A 16,165-nucleotide genomic window follows, 5' to 3' on the forward strand; every position below is an offset into this window, starting at 1 on the left:
GGCCAGACAAAAGAAAAGCCCGCCAGAACCGGCGGGCTTTTTTCATGAGGCTGCCACGGGAGCGACAGCAGCCTCAGAAGGGGTATCGCGGCATTATTCAGCGGCGATATCAGCAAAGATCGCTGCGGCGCGGTCATTGACGGCGGCGTTGCCGTAAACGGTCACGGTGTTCAGGCCGTAATCTTCACCGTCCTGTGCGGCAATCTGAGCAAACTCGGCTTCGGCGACGGGATTGATCGACGATTTGCTGGAGACAGTTGCCGCAGAAGTCCCGCCGAAATAGGGGGCATCCTCGTCATTGTTCTGTGCGAAATACAGCTCGGCCAGTTGCGAGGTGCTGTATTCGCCAGCGTTTGCGCCAACAAGGCTTTCCAGCTGGGTCTGAGCGGCCAGAGGAGCAGCAACGGCAGCGATCAAGGCGGTGGTAGCAATCAGTTTTTTCATCTCTAAGGTCCTTTGTCTTTCCTTTGCCCGGCGCATCATTGCGCTGGTGATGAACTACAGATGGACCTCCGAGGCTCGAACTTCAAAGCACGGAAGCGTGATAATGGCGAGATATTGGTGCGCTAATGCACATATCTTTGTGTGACGAATTTCGGTGAACGCCTATGGCATTTTCCGCAGCACGCACCCATCAGTGACGAACAATGGCGCGGTCATACACAGCCCGCTGGCCACACTATAGGCCGCCAGAACCTTCGGCACGTAATCGCGGGTCTCAGGAAAATCGGGCACCATGCCGCGACTGAGGACCGCATTCTCGCCCGCGTTATAGCCCGCAAGCGCCAGCATCGGATCCCCTTCGAAACGACGCAGCAGCCAGTCCAGATAGGCGACGCCACCGGCGATATTCTGGGCGGGATCAAAGCTGTCTTTGACATTGAACCGGTCGGCTGTCGCAGGAATCAACTGCATCAGACCTTGTGCACCGCTGCGACTGACTGCCGAGGGCTGCCCTGCCGATTCCACCCAGATCACCGCCAGCACCAACGCGGGCGAGACCTCTTTGCCGATGGTGGATGCCATAATCGTGGTCCCAAAGCGGTTTGCGACGTCCATCATCAGCTGCAAGCGCGGCGTCGGAACAGAAGGGCCGCCGTCGGTGCCCTGAATCGCCAGCAATGCCTCTTCGATACGGGCGGGACTGGCGGCCTTGACCGCGGGGGACACGCGATCCCAGAACCAGCTATACCGCGCGTTCGAGGGTGCGGGCGCGTCCGGATCCTGCACAATCGGCGCATCCGTGGTCTGAGCGTCTTCAGGGGCGATCTGCACATCGATCTTGGGCGGGGTGCCCGGCGCAGGCGGCTTGATCATCTTGAACGTAAATTCCGGAAAAGGTTTTGGCGCCGAATCTACCGGTGCCGCCATCAGAGCCGATAGGACGATTCCGGCAATTACACCGCCCGTGACACGTTGGGACATCAGTTCACTCCGATCGGGGACTCAGTCCCGGCTTTAGACGGGGGATTCTCTCCGCCCGGACCCGCAACTTTGTGGCGATAATGACAAGTTTTGCTAACATATACTCCGTTCAAACAGGTCCAATCAAAAATTCTCACGAAAGATCCTATTTGAAACAATGGCTTACATATTTTTGCATTCATTCGGATGTAACATACCAAAATTGCTGTGACTTTGCCCAAATCTCGCCTGAATCGGAGGGCTATATATGTACATCCGAAACGGAACACTGACCAAATGAGAGGCCGGTCAGCACGTCCGAAACGGTTAGTGAAATCAACAGTGATCCTCTGGAGGGACTTATTATGAAACTGAACAACATCTTCACCGCATTCATCAACGACGAGTCGGGCGCAGTAACCGTAGACTGGGTTGTGCTGGCAGCTGCAACTGTTGGCCTGGGCGCCCTGATCGGCACCGCGATCATCGACCGCGCTGAGACCCTGGCGTCCGACACCGGCACCTACATCAGCACCCTGAAAGCACCGGGCGCAGAATAATCCAAAGCGATTATCGCTTGATTGTTTGGCAGGCGTCACCCCACGGCGGCGCCTGCCAAACCGCTTTCGGCCTGACAAGAAGAGGGCGATCCTGCCTTCTCGCCGCGTGACCTTCGTATGTAGGGACATGTCTTTGCCATTTCGAAATTTTATTAGTCGTCTGAAACGGTTTGCCCGCCGCGAAGACGGATTTACCTCGGTCGAATGGGTCGTCATTTGCGCCGCCCTTGCAGGCTTTGCGTATGCGACAGGCTCGATGGTGACCAATAGCGCCCTGCCCGTCATGAACGGAACGGGTGAGTTCATCGCAGGCCTTGAAGCCCCAGAATAACTCATAGTGGCCGGGCAAGTTTTCTTGTCCCGGCTACATGCCATGTCGCACCTGCGCATGGATTGAACAGTATCGCGCCCCTATCGGGCTGCATAGGAAAAGGAACGAAAAGATGCGTCTCGTCTTTGGTCTGGTTCTTGTTATCGGCGTCGGCCTGGCAGGCCTGGCCGTCTTTTTGGCGAAGGATCGCATCCAAGCCTATCGCAGCGAGTTGGCGCGACGTGACGCAGCCCTAGCCCAGATCGTTCCCACTGAACCGGTCTATATCCTGACCGACCGCGTGGGATACGGCGACAAGCTGACCAAAGAGATGGTCACGCAGGTCCTCTGGCCGACCGCCGCGATCCCCGAAGGCGCGTTCACATCGGAAGAGGCCCTTTTCCCCAAGGGCGAAGAAGAATTGCGCGTGGCTGTCCGCCGCATGGAAAAAGGCGAGGCTGTCATGGCCGTCAAAGTCACCGCCCCCGGTGAAGACGTTGGCCTGAATGCTCTGCTGGACCCCGGCATGCGCGCCTTTGCCATTGCTGTAGATGCGACGCGCGGCGTTTCGGGCTTCCTACGCCCTGGTGACAAGGTCGACGTTTACTGGACCGGCGGCGTGAACGGGATCGGCGGTATGGGCGGCGGCGATTTCACCAAGCTGATCGAAACCGGCGTCCAGATCATCGCTGTTGACCAGACCACCGACCACGACAGCGCTGATGCCATCATGGCGCGCACCGTGACTGTCTCGGCCACGCCGCAGCAGATCGCAACACTGGCACAGGCCCAATCCACCGGCCGCATGTCGCTGTCACTGGTCGGCGCCCGCGATGAGACCGTCGCCATGTCGATCGAGGTCAACCAGCGCCAGCTTTTGGGCATCAAGGAAGAGGTTCAGGTCGAAGCAGCGCCCATCAAAGAGGTCTGCACAATCCGTCAGCGTCGCGGGGCCGAAGTGATAGTTACAGAAATTCCCTGTACAAACTAACAAATCAGGCGCTTCAAAATGCCCTAAAACAAAGGCCTTTCTGGCCTTTGTTGTATTATATCCACATGCGCTTCGCTTCAGAACAACCTGATTATTGAAATAAAATTCCCTTTGACGCATACTTGTCCGAAAAAGCGCAACAACGCGTAAACAATCCGGCGTGATCGGAGAGGCAGGTCACATGTGCAGTTCTAAGTTTACACGCTCGTTACTCGTTGCATTGGCAATGGGTATGGCAGCGACCCCAATTTTATCTCCCCCTGCGTTTGCAGAGGCACTTCGCGTGATCAAGGACGGCCCCAGCAGTACGCTGGAAGTTCCGATGAACCGCGCAGTTGTCGTGGAAAGCCAAACCCCCTTCGCGGAGTTGAGCATCGCGAACCCCAATATCGCGGATATCTCGTCCCTGTCTGATCGCACAATCTACGTGCTGGGTAAGACACCGGGCCTGACCTCGCTGACGCTGTTCGACAGCACAGGCAGCCTGATCAGCAACGTGGATGTCCGTGTTGCAGCCGATATCTCGGAATTCAAAGAGCGTCTGGGCCAAATCCTGCCCGGCGAGAAGATCGAAGTCCGCACCGCCAACGACGGCATCGTTCTGTCCGGCACGGTCACCAGCGCAGCGCGCCTCCAGCGAGCGCTTGATCTGGCCGAACGTTACGCCCCTGAGCGCGTTTCGAATCTGATGACAGTCGGCGGCGTTCAGCAGGTAATGTTGAAGGTCCGCTTCGCTGAAATGCAGCGCTCTGTTGCCAAATCTCTAGGCTCGTCGGTTAGTCTTTCCGGTGGCGACAACGTTCGCGTCTTCGGCGGTAGCGGCAGCTACAACAACTCGGGTTCAATTGTTACCGGAAATAACGGCTATACGCCTGGTGTGAACGACAACAACGCAGCCATGCTGTTCGGCTTTGGCGCGGGCTCTGTCGAAGTGGGCATCCTGCTGGAAGCGTTGGAAAGCAAAGGCATGGTCCGCACGCTGGCCGAGCCGAACCTGACCGCCCTTTCAGGTCAGGAAGCGAAATTCCTAGCGGGTGGTGAATATCCCGTACCCGTCGCGCAAGACGGCGGTGAAATCACCGTCCAGTTCAAACCCTTTGGCGTTGAGCTGAACTTCATCCCCCGCGTGGTGGATGAGGACATCATCAACCTTGAACTTGAAGCAGCGGTTTCGGCAGTTGACCCGCAGAACGGCTATTCGGTCAACGGCTTCGAGATTGACGCATTCACCCGCCGCGAGGCCAGCACCACCGTTGAAATGCGCGACGGCGAAAGCTTTGCCATCGCAGGCCTCTTGCTGGACGACTTCCGCGACCTGAATGGTCAAGTGCCGTGGCTGGGGGATATCCCCGTGCTTGGCGCCCTGTTCCGCAGCGTGGAATACAGCCGCGAGCAGACCGAACTGGTGATCATCGTCACGCCCCATCTGGTCACCCCGACCCGAGGCGAGGCGCTGGCATTGCCGACAGACCGCATCCGTCCGCCGACCGAAAAGGACCTGTTCCTGTTCGGCAACGTGGTGGGCAAACAGACCGGCGCGGCTGCCGAAGTGGCGAAACAGGACTTTAACGGGTCCTACGGCTATGTAATGGAGTAAGCGGATGCGTCGTTTCTGGAAAACCACCGCTGCTCTTTCGGCGCTGACCCTTAGCGCCGCCTGCGTCCCCGGCGATCCGGTCTATCGCGGCTTCTACATGGAAGCAGGCACTCTGGACGATCCTGACTTCGGATCAAGCATTGCCCATAACGCTGCGATCCAGTCTGGCGAGAAGCAGTACCGCATCGATCTGGCCAGCCGCTTTGCAGCCGAAGTGGACACCACCGTCAACTTTACCTTCAACAGCGCCCAACTGGGCCCTGAGGCGCGTGAGACGCTGGATGTACAGGCATCGTGGATCCGTCAGTTCCCCGAAGTCCGCTTTAAGGTCTATGGCCATACAGACGCTGTAGGCAGCAACGACTACAACCGCCAGCTTGGCCAGCGCCGCGCAAATGCAGTTGTGGCTTACCTAATGAGTCGCGGAATCAGCCGCTCTCGCCTTGAAGCTGTCGTTTCCTATGGCGAAAGCCAGCCGCTGATCGTGACGGATGGCCGCGAACGCCGCAACCGCCGTACCGTGACCGAGGTTTCGGGCTTCATCGAGTCGCATCCCACTGTAATAGATGGGAAATATGCCGCGATTGTCTATCGCGAGTATGTAGCCAGCGGTACAGCAAAGACCGGCCTTTCGAGCATCAAGGGCTCCGACTTCGCGACGGAAAAGTAACTTAAGTTTACAATTTCCGTACAATTGGGCGCATGTAGCCCAATTATCGCCCAGATTACATGTCACCTTGTCCGTTGACGCGGCCTCCCTGTTTAGGAGCGCCGCAGATACGGGGAAGAGATTCCCCTCGTTTGAATGTAACGAGGTACATGATGACCGGTGCGGTAAGCGAAAACGAAAACAGTGCCATCCTGGCTTGTACCATCTCGCGCGATGTCCAGCAGTTCGACCTGCTGATCGAAGACATGGAGACGGTTCTTGGCGAAAGCTGGGGGGACTTGGGCTTTGACGAGGCACAAGCCTTTTTGCAGCAGCCCGACGCCGAAACGCTAGAATTCATCGCCATCGCTCTGGACGAGAGCGATGAGGACGACAGCCATCTGATCGAAGACCTGATCGCACTTGCCAAAGCCCGTGGCATCAAGGTGGTTCTGATCACCGAAGACCTGCCCACGAACACCCTGCACCGCCTGATCAGGGCCGGTGCCGACGAATTCCTGCCTTACCCCCTGCCCGAAGGCGAACTTGCCGGTGCGGTGGAGCGTCTGCGTGCAGCGCCTACGCCCGTGGAAGAGCCCGAAAAAATCTCGCGCGTGGCGCCAAGCAGCCACAATCAGGACGGAGCCATCTTTGCAGTGCAAGGCATGGCGGGCGGTACTGGCGCGTCGATGCTGACGGTCAATCTGGCGTGGGAACTGGCGCTTCAGAAAACCAAAAAGCCCCTGCGGATCTGCATTCTGGATCTGGGCCTGCAGTTCGGCAACGTCTCGACCTATCTGGACCTGCCCCGCCGTGACGCGGTACATGAACTGCTGTCCAACGTGGATATGATGGACGATGAGACTCTGTGCTCGGCCATGATCACGTTCAACGACAAGATCCACGTGCTGACCGCACCGCCGGAATTGCTGCCGCTGGACTATGTGTCCTCGGAAGACATCGGCAAGATCATCGACGTGGCTGCTGCGAACTTTGACTACGTGCTGATTGACGTGCCCAACACCATTTCGGCGTGGACTGATGCGGTGCTGACCCGTGCCCACGTGTATTTCGCGACGCTGGAACTGGACATGCGCTGCGCCCACAACATCAAGCGTCTGAAACAGGCCCTTGAAGGCGAAGACCTGCCTTTGGAGAAGCTGCGCTACATTCTGAACCGCACGCCGAAGTTCACCGATCTGTCGGGTCGCAGCCGCATCAAGCGGATGGCGGAAACGTTGGAAATCTCGCTGGATGTGCATTTGCCTGATGGCGGCAAGCAAGTCACGCAGGCCACCGACCACGGACTGCCCCTTGCCGAGAATTGCGGCAAGAACCCGCTGCGTAAGGAAATCGCCAAACTGGCCGCATCGCTGCACAGCATCAGCGAAGCCGAAGACGCCGCTGCGTAACCTATCGTCCGGAGCCCCTGCCTGATGTTTTCCAAGTACAAGAAATCCTCTGCTGCGCCTAAGGCCGCTGCTCCGACGGCGACGGCTGCGCCCGTTGCACCGACACCTGCCGCAAGCCTTCGCAAGCCCCTGCCGATCAAGGCCGCACAGGCGGCTGCTTCGGACAAAGAGAAAAAGCGCAAAGAGCGTCTGGCAGAGATCAAGCTTCAACTGCACCGCGAGCTGCTGGACAACCTGAACCTTTCGGCGCTGGAACATGCGGCGGAAAAGGACCTGCGGTCCGAGATTGCCGACATCAGCTCTGAGGTGCTGTCCGAGCGCGGCGTCGTTCTGAACCGCGAAGAACGTACCGCGCTGTTTTCCGAACTTTATGATGAGGTTACCGGCCTTGGCCCGCTGGAAACCCTGCTGAAAGACGACAGCGTCAGCGATATTCTGGTGAACGGCCCCAAGCGTATCTTTGTGGAACGCGGCGGTAAGCTGGAACTGAGCGAGATCACCTTCAAGGATGAAAAGCACCTGCTGCGGATCATCGACAAGATCGTCTCCGCCGTAGGTCGCCGTGTGGACGAATCCACCCCCTACGTCGACGCCCGTCTTGCTGACGGCTCGCGTTTCAACGCGATGGTGCCGCCTGTGGCGGTCGATGGCTCGCTGGTGTCGATCCGGAAATTCAAAAAGGAGAAGCTGAGCATTGACGATCTGGTCAAGTTCGGCGCCTTCACCGAGGAGATGGCTGCCTACCTACAGGCCGCCGTGGCCACGCGCCTGAACGTGATCGTCTCGGGCGGTACGGGTTCGGGTAAGACCACCACACTGAACGCCCTGTCGTCCTTCATCGACAACAGCGAACGCATCCTGACCATCGAGGATACGGCGGAACTTCAGCTGCAACAGACCCACGTGGGCCGCATGGAAAGCCGCCCGCCGAACGTCGAAGGCAAAGGCGCTGTGACCCAGCGTGACTGTCTGCGCAACGCCCTGCGTATGCGTCCTGACCGCATCATCGTGGGGGAAACCCGCGGCGAGGAGGTCATCGACATGTTGCAGGCCATGAACACCGGCCACGACGGCTCTATGACCACGATCCACGCGAACAACGCCCGCGATGGCATCAGCCGTCTGGAAAATATGGTCGCGATGGCCGGGATCGAAATGCCCCTGAAGGCGGTCCGCAGCCAGATCGCCTCGGCGGTGAACCTGATCGTGCAGGCCTCGCGCCTGCAGGACGGCTCGCGCCGGATGGTATCGATCACCGAGATCACCGGCATGGAAGGTGACGTGATCTCGATGCAAGAGATCTTCCGCTTCCAGCGCACGGGCATCAGCCCCGACAACAAGATTTTGGGCCACTACACCGGCACCGGCGTGCGCAGCTTCTATAACGAACGCTTCCGCCTGTGGGGGTACGATCTGCCCGCCTCGATCTACGAACCCGTGAAATACTGAGACCCACATGACCATCGATCCCGAACTGATTATCTATGTGGTCATCTTCATCGCCGTTCTGGCGCTGGTAGAGGGCCTGTACCTGACGGTCTTTGGCAAATCGATCAGCCTGAACAGCCGCGTGAACCGCCGCCTGGAAATGCTGGACAAGAAGGGCAACCGCGAAGAGGTGCTGGAGCAGCTGCGCAAAGAGATGCAGCAGCATCTGGCCGCGCAGAAGATCCCCCTCTATTCGATGCTGTCCTCCAAGGCCCAGAAGGCCGCACTGGCGTTCAGCCCCAAGCAATTGCTGATGATGATGGTGGGCGTGACCATTCTGGTCTTTGTCGCCCTGACCTTCGGCACCGAGGCCGAGCCCTTGGTGCGCGGTGGCGTCTCGGTCGCGATCGGCGTCGGTGGCATCTATTTCTGGCTGTCGAAAAAGGCCGCCAAGCGTATGGCCCTGATCGAAGAGCAGCTGCCTGATGCGGTGGAGCTGATGGTGCGCTCGCTGCGTGTGGGGCACCCGTTCAGCTCGGCGATCAACATCGTTGCCAAAGAAGTCGCGGACCCATTGGCAACCGAGATTGGCGTCATCGCTGATGAGGCCGCCTATGGCCGTGAAGTCGGCGAAGCCCTGAAGGAAATGGCGAACCGTCTGGACAATCAGGACCTTCGCTTTCTGGCCGTCGCCGTCACCATCCAGCAGCAGTCAGGCGGTAACCTTGCCGAGATTCTGGCCGGTCTGGCCAAAGTGATCCGTGCCCGCTTCAAACTGTTCCGCCGCGTGAAGGCGATCACCGCCGAAGCTAAATGGTCGGGCATGTTCCTGTCGGGCTTTCCCATTGCCGGTCTGGCGATGATGAACATCATCAACCCCGGCTACTACGACGAAGTGAAGGAAAGCGTTTACTGGGTTCCCGCCTGTCTTCTGGTCGCGGGCTTTCTAGTCGCGAACATCATCGTCATGCGCGCTCTCGTGAATATCAAGGTGTGATCCATGTTGACGACTTTGACTGATACCTTGGGCCCCTTTGGCCCGCTGATCGTAATCGGTGTTCTGGGCGTCATGCTGATCGCCGGCGCGGTTGTGATGTTCGTCCGCCAGCCAGCCGATCCGCTGGACAAGCTGCGCAATAATGGCCCCGCCGCTGTCAGCGGCCAGATGTCCGAACGCCGCCTGCGCCAAGGGGGCGGCCACGAACAGAAGCTGGAAAAATACGCCACCTTCCTTGAACCCCAGAATGAGGAAGAGCTGTCCAGCATCCGCAAAAAGCTGATGCAGGCGGGCTATCGGACCAAGGGCGCGGTGCGGGTTTATTTCTTTGCCCAACTGGTGCTGTCGCTTGGCACATTGGTGGCCGGTCTGGCCTATGCGTTCCTGACCACCACCGGCGAGACCGACATGCAAAAGCTGATCATCAGCGCCTTGCTGCCTGCGGTGATCGGCTACATGGCCCCGCGCTACTGGGTCAACAAGCGCCTGCAAGAGCGGCAGAAATCCATCGTCGAGGGCTTTCCTGATGCGCTGGACATGATGCTGGTCTGCGTCGAGGCCGGTCAGTCCATGGACCAATCGATCATCCGCGTCAGCAAAGAGATCGCCGTAGGTTACCCCGCGCTGGCCGAAGAATTCGAACTAGTCGCCTATGAGATCAAGGCCGGTAAGGACAAGGGCACCGTTCTGCGCGACATGTCCGAACGCTGCGGTGTGGCCGACGTGGCCAGCTTTGTGACCGTGCTGGTCCAGTCGATCGCCTTCGGTACGCCGATCACCGACGCCCTGCGCGTCTATGCCGAAGAGATGCGCGACAAGCGCGTTATGCGCGCCGAGGAAAAGGCAAACACCCTGCCCACCAAGATGACACTGGCCACAATGGGACTGACCGTTCCGCCACTGGTTCTGATCCTGATTGGCCCGTCCCTTTTCGGCATCGTTGAGATGTTCAAAGGCATGCAATAAACCGGATCGCAGACACCTGATTTCTGGGAGCTGCGATGACTTATCACCGACCAATGAAAGACTTCGGACTCATGATCGTCGCAACAGCATTTCTGGCATCCTGTGGGACCTTGGGCAGCAGCAAACTGCCCGAGAACCCCTATGCCCCCGCTGTCGACTATCGTGGCGAATCCGTGGACGGTCTGCTGGTGGGCCACCGCCTGCTGGCCGCCGGTGAATATGAACTGGCGCTGAACGCCTTCACCCGCGCCGCCGCCGAACAGGGCATGACCGCCGATGTTCTTGGGGCATTGGGCACGGCAAACCTGCAATTGGGCCGCTTGGGTCAGGCAGAAAAGCAACTGCGCGAAGCCATCGAACTGGATGAGGATTATTTCGAAGCCTGGAACAATCTGGGCGTCGTCCTGCTGGAAACCGACCGCACCCCCGAGGCCGTGCAGATCCTGCGCAAGGCCTTTGCCCTGTCAAACGGGGACAGCGACGAAATCCGCGACAACCTGCGCTTGGCTCTCGCAAAATTCGACAATTCACAGTACACTGAAGAACAGAACACTTACAAATTGGTGGGCCGGGGCGGCGGAAACTATCTGCTTCGGACAACGCCATGAGGCAGAAGCAGTGAAAAGGACGCAGAAAATGCGCCACAGTGTACTTGTGACGGTGTGTATCAGCACCGCAATGATCCTGAGTGCGTGCGGGGATTCCAGCAAAAGCAAAGTCGATCGCGCCCTTCAGGACGTCAACGTTGTTGATGAAACCAACCTGAACGAAGTGATGCTGACAGTGGCCGACCCCAATGAGGCGGTCGCCTATTTCCAACGCTCCAGCATGGCGAACCCCGACCGGATCGATCTGAAGCGCGGACTGGCCACATCGCTGGTGCGGGCGAAACGCTCGGAAGAGGCGGTGATCGCATGGCGCTCTGTCGCGCAGATGCCCGAGGCAAACGATGACGACCGGATTTCTCTGGCCGATGCCCTGATCCGCGCCAGCCGCTGGGACGAGGCCCGCGCCACCCTGAACGCTGTTCCCCCCACCTATGAGACCTTCCAGCGCTATCGCCTTGAGGCGATGGTGGCCGATGCAGGCAAGCAGTGGGAAAAGGCCGACAGTTTCTATGAAACTGCTGTGGGCCTGACCACGACCCCTGCTGGCGTGCTGAACAACTGGGGTTACTCCAAACTGACCCGTGGCGATTTCAAAGCGGCCGAACGCCTGTTCTCGGATTCGATCCGTCAGGACAGCAGCATGTTCACCGCCAAGAACAATCTGGTGCTGGCCCGCGGGGCGCAGCGCAACTACACCCTGCCGGTCGTGCCTATGACCCAGACCGAACGGGCCGAGCTGCTGCACACCATGGCGCTGGCCGCCATCAAGCAGGGCGATACCCAGACCGGTCAGGCCCTCTTGCAAGAGGCCATTCAAACCCATCCCCAGCATTTCGAGGCCGCAGCCCGCAGCCTTCGTGCTTTGGAAGGCAAAAGTTAAGAAGGTTCCTATGTCTCTAGATCCCAATCAGGCTTTACTGTTTTTTGTACCTCTTTTACCCACGTGCCTCTTTGTGATCTGGAGCGATCTGGCCACCATGAAAATCCCCAACAAAGTGGTGTTGGGGATTCTGGCAATCTACGTGGTGGTTGGACCCTTCGTCCTGCCGCTGGAAGACTACGCATGGCGCTTCACCCACTTTGCGGTGATGCTGATCGCAGGGATGGCCTTTACTGCAGCCCGCGTCATGGGTGCAGGTGACGCGAAATTTCTTGCCGCCGCCGCACCCTTTATTGCACTGAATGATGCGATCCTTGTGGGCGCAATCCTTGCCCCCACCATCATTGTGACCTTCATTCTGCACCGCATCGCCCGCGCCACGCCCCTGCGCACCGCAACAGCCAGTTGGGAAAGTTGGGAGCGCCCCCGCGAATTCCCGATGGGTGTGCCGCTGGCGCTGACAGTTCTGCTGTATCTGGGCCTGCGCGCCCTTGGCCTAGTCTGATCCGCCCCACTTGAGGCTTTGACGCAATGACCGACCAAACTCCGACCAGTGGCGTTCAGGCGCCTCCTGCCCCGCGCCGTCTGGAAGACATGCAACTGAGCATGGTGATGATGCGGGACATCCTGCTGAAGACCATGTTCCGGATGAACCTTGCGATGGTCAGTGACCTGTCCAAGGCAATCTGCCTGCCGATCCCCGTGACCCAAGAGCTGGTCGATCTGGCCCGTGGTCAGCGGATGCTGGAAGCCACCGGTACCCTCAGCGCCACTGCGGGCGGCGAGATGGGCTATCAGCTGACCGACCTCGGTCGCGCCCGCGCCATGGATGCCCTCTCGCAGTCTGAATATTACGGCGCAATGCCGGTCCCGATGGATGTCTACGCACAGCAGGTCAAACGCCAATCCGTGCGCGACATCCAGATCAGCCGCAAGCAATTGACCGACGCTATGGGGCATCTGGTGCTGCCACCCGATCTGCTGAGCCACTTGGGACCTGCGGTGACTTCGGGGCGATCAATCCTGATGTACGGACCGCCGGGGAACGGCAAATCCTCGATCTCCAACGGGATCAGGGATGCGCTGGGGGACAAGATCTACGTGCCCCGCGCCATCGAATATTCCGGTCAGGTCATCACCGTCTACGACCCCATTGTTCACACCGCCGCCGAGGCCGAGGTCGAAGACCCCACGTCCCTGCGCCGCACCACAGGGCGGTTTGACACCCGCTATGTGCGCTGTGAACGGCCGACCGTAATCACCGGCGGTGAGCTGTCACTGGACATGCTCGATCTGGTCTACAACCCGACAGCCCGCACCTATCAGGCGCCCCTACAGCTGAAATCGTCAGGCGGGATTTTCATCGTAGATGACCTTGGTCGTCAGGCCGAGCCCCCGCAGGCGCTGATCAACCGCTGGATCGTTCCGCTAGAAGAGGGCAAAGACATTCTTGCCCTTCAATCGGGCGAGAAATTCGAGGTGCCCTTCGACACGCTGGTCATCTTCTCGACCAACTTCCACCCGAACGAGATTTTCGACAAAGCGGCCCTGCGCCGGATCTTCTTCAAGATCAAGATCGACGGTCCCAGCCAGGAAGATTTTCTGAAAATCTTCGCCCTCGTAGCGCGGAAGAAAAAGATGCCGCTGGACGAAAAGTCCCTGATCCACCTTCTAAAATCCAAGTACCCGACAATCGACAACGTCTATGCGAACTACCAGCCGGTGTTCCTGATCGACCAGATCATCGCCATCTGCGAATTCGAAGGCATCCCCTACCAGATGACCCCAGAGTTGATCGACCGAGCTTGGGACAACATGTTCGTCAAGGAATCCAAGATCGTCCACTAAGCGGCAAAAGAATTTTCGGCGAAAATTCTTCTAGGAAAACCCTTCGCAGAAGGGTTTTCCCCCGCCCCGCATACCCCATATCTATGGGGTATGAACGCCCTGCCCCCTGTCTTTGAAAACTGGTTTGCCCGCCACGGCTGGTCGCCCCATCCCCATCAGTTGGAGATGCTGGATCAAGCTATGGCCCCTGCCCTGTTGCTGATCGCCCCAACGGGCGGCGGCAAGACGATGGCGGGTTTTCTACCCTCGCTGGTCGATTTGGCAGATGGCACCCATGAGGGGCTGCACACCCTCTATATTTCCCCGCTCAAGGCGCTGGCCTCGGACATCCGCCGCAACCTTGAGCGCCCCGTGGCCGAGATGGGCCTGCCCATCCGGATTGAGGATCGCACCGGCGACACGTCCAGCGCACGAAAGCGGCGGCAACGGGCGGACCCGCCTCATATCCTGCTGACCACACCAGAGAGCCTCGCGTTGCTGACCAGCTATGAGGATGCCGCGCGGACATTTGCGGGGCTGAAACGGGTGATCGTTGACGAAATCCATGCGCTTGAGGAATCGAAACGCGGCGATCAGTTGATGCTGGCCCTGTCGCGACTGCAAAGTCTCTGCCCTGATCTGCGGCGCGTGGGGCTTTCGGCAACAGTCGATGATCCGCAAGCCATCGCCCATTTGCTGACGCGACATCCGGACCCTTGCCGTATCGTTCAGGCCGATCCGGGACCGAACCCCGACATCCGGATGCTAGAGACAGACACGCCTCCCCCTTGGTCGGGCGGCGGTGGGCGCTATGCTATTCCCGCCGTTCTGGAAGAGGTGAAGAAGCACAACACCACGCTGATCTTTCACAACACCCGCGCTCAGGCCGAGATCTTTTTCCACCACCTGTGGCTGGCCAATGACGACGCGCTGCCCATTGGCATCCACCACGGTAGCCTGTCTCGCGAACAGCGCGAACGTGTGGAACAGGCCATGGTGGACGGTCATCTAAGAGCGATCGTCTGCACCGGCAGTCTTGATCTGGGGATCGACTGGGGCGATGTGGATCTGGTCATTCAGGTCGGCGCCCCGAAGAACGTCAAACGTCTGGTCCAGCGGATTGGGCGGGCGAACCACCGCTACAATGCGCCCTCCAAGGCGCTGCTGGTACCCGCCAACCGGTTCGAGATTGTCGAGTGCCACGCTGCCCTTGCCGCCGTTCGCGAACATGATCTGGACGGCGAGACCCGCACCCGTGGCCCTAAGGATGTGCTTTGCCAGCACATCCTGATCCGTGCCTGCGCCGGACCGTTCAAGGAGACCGACCTGCTGGCTGAAATACGCACCGTCGGCAAATACGCCGATCTGACGCGGGCCGAGTTCGACGATTGCCTCGATTTTGTGGCAACCGGTGGCTATGCGCTACGGGCTTATGACAAATGGCAGCGCCTGATGCAGCGACCCGACGGGCTATGGCAATTGCGCGATCCACGGGCCACGCGGCAAATCCGGATGAACATCGGCACCATCATGGACCCCGAGACCCTGAAGGTCCGCTACAAAGGGCGCGGCGGCGCACCCTTGGGCGAGATCGAAGAGGGCTTCGCTGCCACCCTTACCCCCGGTGACACCTTCCTGATCGGCGGGCAGGTGGTCCGCTATGAGGGCCTGCGCGAGATGACTGTTCAGGTCACGCGCAACCCCGGCAAAGAGCCAAAGATCGCCACGTTCAACGGCACCAAATTCGCCACCAGCACGCAACTGAGCCAACGCATTCTGCGGATGCTGGAACAAGACAGCTGGCCAGAACTGCCCCCCCACACGGCCGAATGGCTACACTTGCAACGTGAGGTCAGCCAGCTGCCCAAAGCGGGCCGTTTGCTGATCGAGAGCTTTCCCCGCGACAGCCGCCACTACACCTGCGTCTACGGGTTCGCGGGACGGAACGCGCAGCAGACCCTTGGCCTGTTGTTGACCAAGCGGATGGAAGAGTTGGGCCTGCACCCGATGGGCTTTGTCGCCACGGATTATGCCACGCTGATCTGGGGACTGGACCCCTTGTGCGATCCCGAGCCCCTGTTTGACATCACAGCGCTGCGCGAGGGGCTGGACAGTTGGCTGGCTGGCAATGCGGTGATGAAGCGAACCTTCAAAGCCAGCGCCGTGATCGCTGGTTTGATCGACCGGAACTATGCGGGCCAGCGCAAATCGGGGCGGCAAGCGACGTTCAGCTCGGACATCCTCTACGACACGTTGCTGCGCTATGATCCTGACCACCTGATGATGCGTATCACCCGCGAAGAGGCTGAACGGGGTCTGGTCGATTTCGCCCGTATCGAAGAGATGATCGCCAGCATCAAAGGCCGGATCGATCATGTTACGCTGGATCGGCTCACGCCTCTGTCCGCGCCGCTGTTCCTTGAACATGGCCGGACGCCCGTAGAAGGTGCCGCGCAGGACCGTCTGCTGGCCGAAGCCGAAGCCGCCCTGATGGCAGATGCCGGATTGGATGGCCTGCCTGTCTAAGCCCTCTTGC

16 protein-coding genes are annotated in these 16,165 nt (G+C 59.3%); 14 read left to right on the forward strand and 2 right to left on the reverse strand.

What is annotated here, in order from left to right; genetic code table 11:
• Positions 1–93: 93 nt before the first annotated feature.
• On the reverse strand, positions 94–444 hold the full coding sequence (locus tag CLV74_RS17925; protein ID WP_106267535.1) for a hypothetical protein: 351 nt from the start codon (positions 442–444) through the stop codon (positions 94–96).
• 162 nt (positions 445–606) lie between these two features.
• Positions 607–1,425, reverse strand: coding sequence for a lytic transglycosylase domain-containing protein (locus tag CLV74_RS17930; protein WP_106267537.1), 819 nt, complete (start codon positions 1,423–1,425; stop codon positions 607–609).
• A 344-nt stretch (positions 1,426–1,769) separates the two neighbouring features.
• Between CLV74_RS17930 and CLV74_RS17935 the strand changes: the two genes are divergently transcribed.
• The 14 genes from CLV74_RS17935 to CLV74_RS18000 all read left to right on the forward strand — a co-directional run bounded on the left by CLV74_RS17935 (position 1,770) and on the right by CLV74_RS18000 (position 16,155).
• Positions 1,770–1,964, forward strand: coding sequence for a hypothetical protein (locus CLV74_RS17935; protein WP_106267539.1), 195 nt, complete (start codon positions 1,770–1,772; stop codon positions 1,962–1,964).
• A 133-nt stretch (positions 1,965–2,097) separates the two neighbouring features.
• A complete protein-coding gene (locus CLV74_RS17940) occupies positions 2,098–2,295 on the forward strand; it encodes a hypothetical protein (protein ID WP_146134977.1) in 198 nt (65 codons plus the stop codon).
• Between the two features lie 112 nt (positions 2,296–2,407).
• Positions 2,408–3,265 carry a Flp pilus assembly protein CpaB gene (cpaB, locus tag CLV74_RS17945; RefSeq protein WP_106267543.1) on the forward strand — a complete coding sequence of 286 codons (858 nt, stop codon included), beginning with the start codon at positions 2,408–2,410 and terminating at the stop codon, positions 3,263–3,265.
• A 226-nt stretch (positions 3,266–3,491) separates the two neighbouring features.
• Positions 3,492–4,862 (forward strand): type II and III secretion system protein family protein, encoded by a 1,371-nt coding sequence (locus CLV74_RS17950; protein WP_425430987.1) that lies wholly within the window; start codon positions 3,492–3,494, stop codon positions 4,860–4,862.
• Between the two features lie 4 nt (positions 4,863–4,866).
• On the forward strand, positions 4,867–5,532 hold the full coding sequence (locus CLV74_RS17955) for an OmpA family protein (protein WP_106267547.1): 666 nt from the start codon (positions 4,867–4,869) through the stop codon (positions 5,530–5,532).
• A gap of 152 nt (positions 5,533–5,684) precedes the next feature.
• Entirely contained in the window at positions 5,685–6,923 is a 1,239-nt protein-coding gene (locus CLV74_RS17960; RefSeq protein ID WP_106267663.1) for a CpaE/TadZ family protein, read from the forward strand.
• Between the two features lie 24 nt (positions 6,924–6,947).
• The gene (locus CLV74_RS17965; protein WP_106267549.1) at positions 6,948–8,372 is read left to right on the forward strand and encodes a TadA family conjugal transfer-associated ATPase; all 1,425 of its coding nucleotides are present in this window, start codon (positions 6,948–6,950) and stop codon (positions 8,370–8,372) included.
• 7 nt (positions 8,373–8,379) lie between these two features.
• Entirely contained in the window at positions 8,380–9,348 is a 969-nt protein-coding gene (locus CLV74_RS17970) for a type II secretion system F family protein (protein ID WP_106267551.1), read from the forward strand.
• Between the two features lie 3 nt (positions 9,349–9,351).
• Positions 9,352–10,314: a type II secretion system F family protein gene (locus tag CLV74_RS17975; protein WP_106267553.1), complete on the forward strand. Its 963-nt coding sequence runs from the start codon at positions 9,352–9,354 to the stop codon at positions 10,312–10,314.
• Positions 10,315–10,385: 71 nt separating this feature from the next.
• Complete coding sequence (locus tag CLV74_RS17980) at positions 10,386–10,922, forward strand: tetratricopeptide repeat protein (protein WP_106267555.1); 537 nt, start codon at positions 10,386–10,388, stop codon at positions 10,920–10,922.
• Between the two features lie 28 nt (positions 10,923–10,950).
• On the forward strand, positions 10,951–11,802 hold the full coding sequence (locus CLV74_RS17985; protein WP_106267557.1) for a tetratricopeptide repeat protein: 852 nt from the start codon (positions 10,951–10,953) through the stop codon (positions 11,800–11,802).
• Between the two features lie 10 nt (positions 11,803–11,812).
• Positions 11,813–12,307 (forward strand): A24 family peptidase, encoded by a 495-nt coding sequence (locus CLV74_RS17990; RefSeq protein WP_106267559.1) that lies wholly within the window; start codon positions 11,813–11,815, stop codon positions 12,305–12,307.
• A 26-nt stretch (positions 12,308–12,333) separates the two neighbouring features.
• Positions 12,334–13,650 carry a P-loop NTPase family protein gene (locus tag CLV74_RS17995; RefSeq protein ID WP_106267561.1) on the forward strand — a complete coding sequence of 439 codons (1,317 nt, stop codon included), beginning with the start codon at positions 12,334–12,336 and terminating at the stop codon, positions 13,648–13,650.
• 90 nt (positions 13,651–13,740) lie between these two features.
• Positions 13,741–16,155: a ligase-associated DNA damage response DEXH box helicase gene (locus tag CLV74_RS18000; RefSeq protein ID WP_106267563.1), complete on the forward strand. Its 2,415-nt coding sequence runs from the start codon at positions 13,741–13,743 to the stop codon at positions 16,153–16,155.
• Positions 16,156–16,165: the final 10 nt, after the last annotated feature.

The organism is Donghicola tyrosinivorans (assembly GCF_003003355.1).
Lineage (GTDB): Bacteria > Pseudomonadota > Alphaproteobacteria > Rhodobacterales > Rhodobacteraceae > Donghicola > Donghicola tyrosinivorans.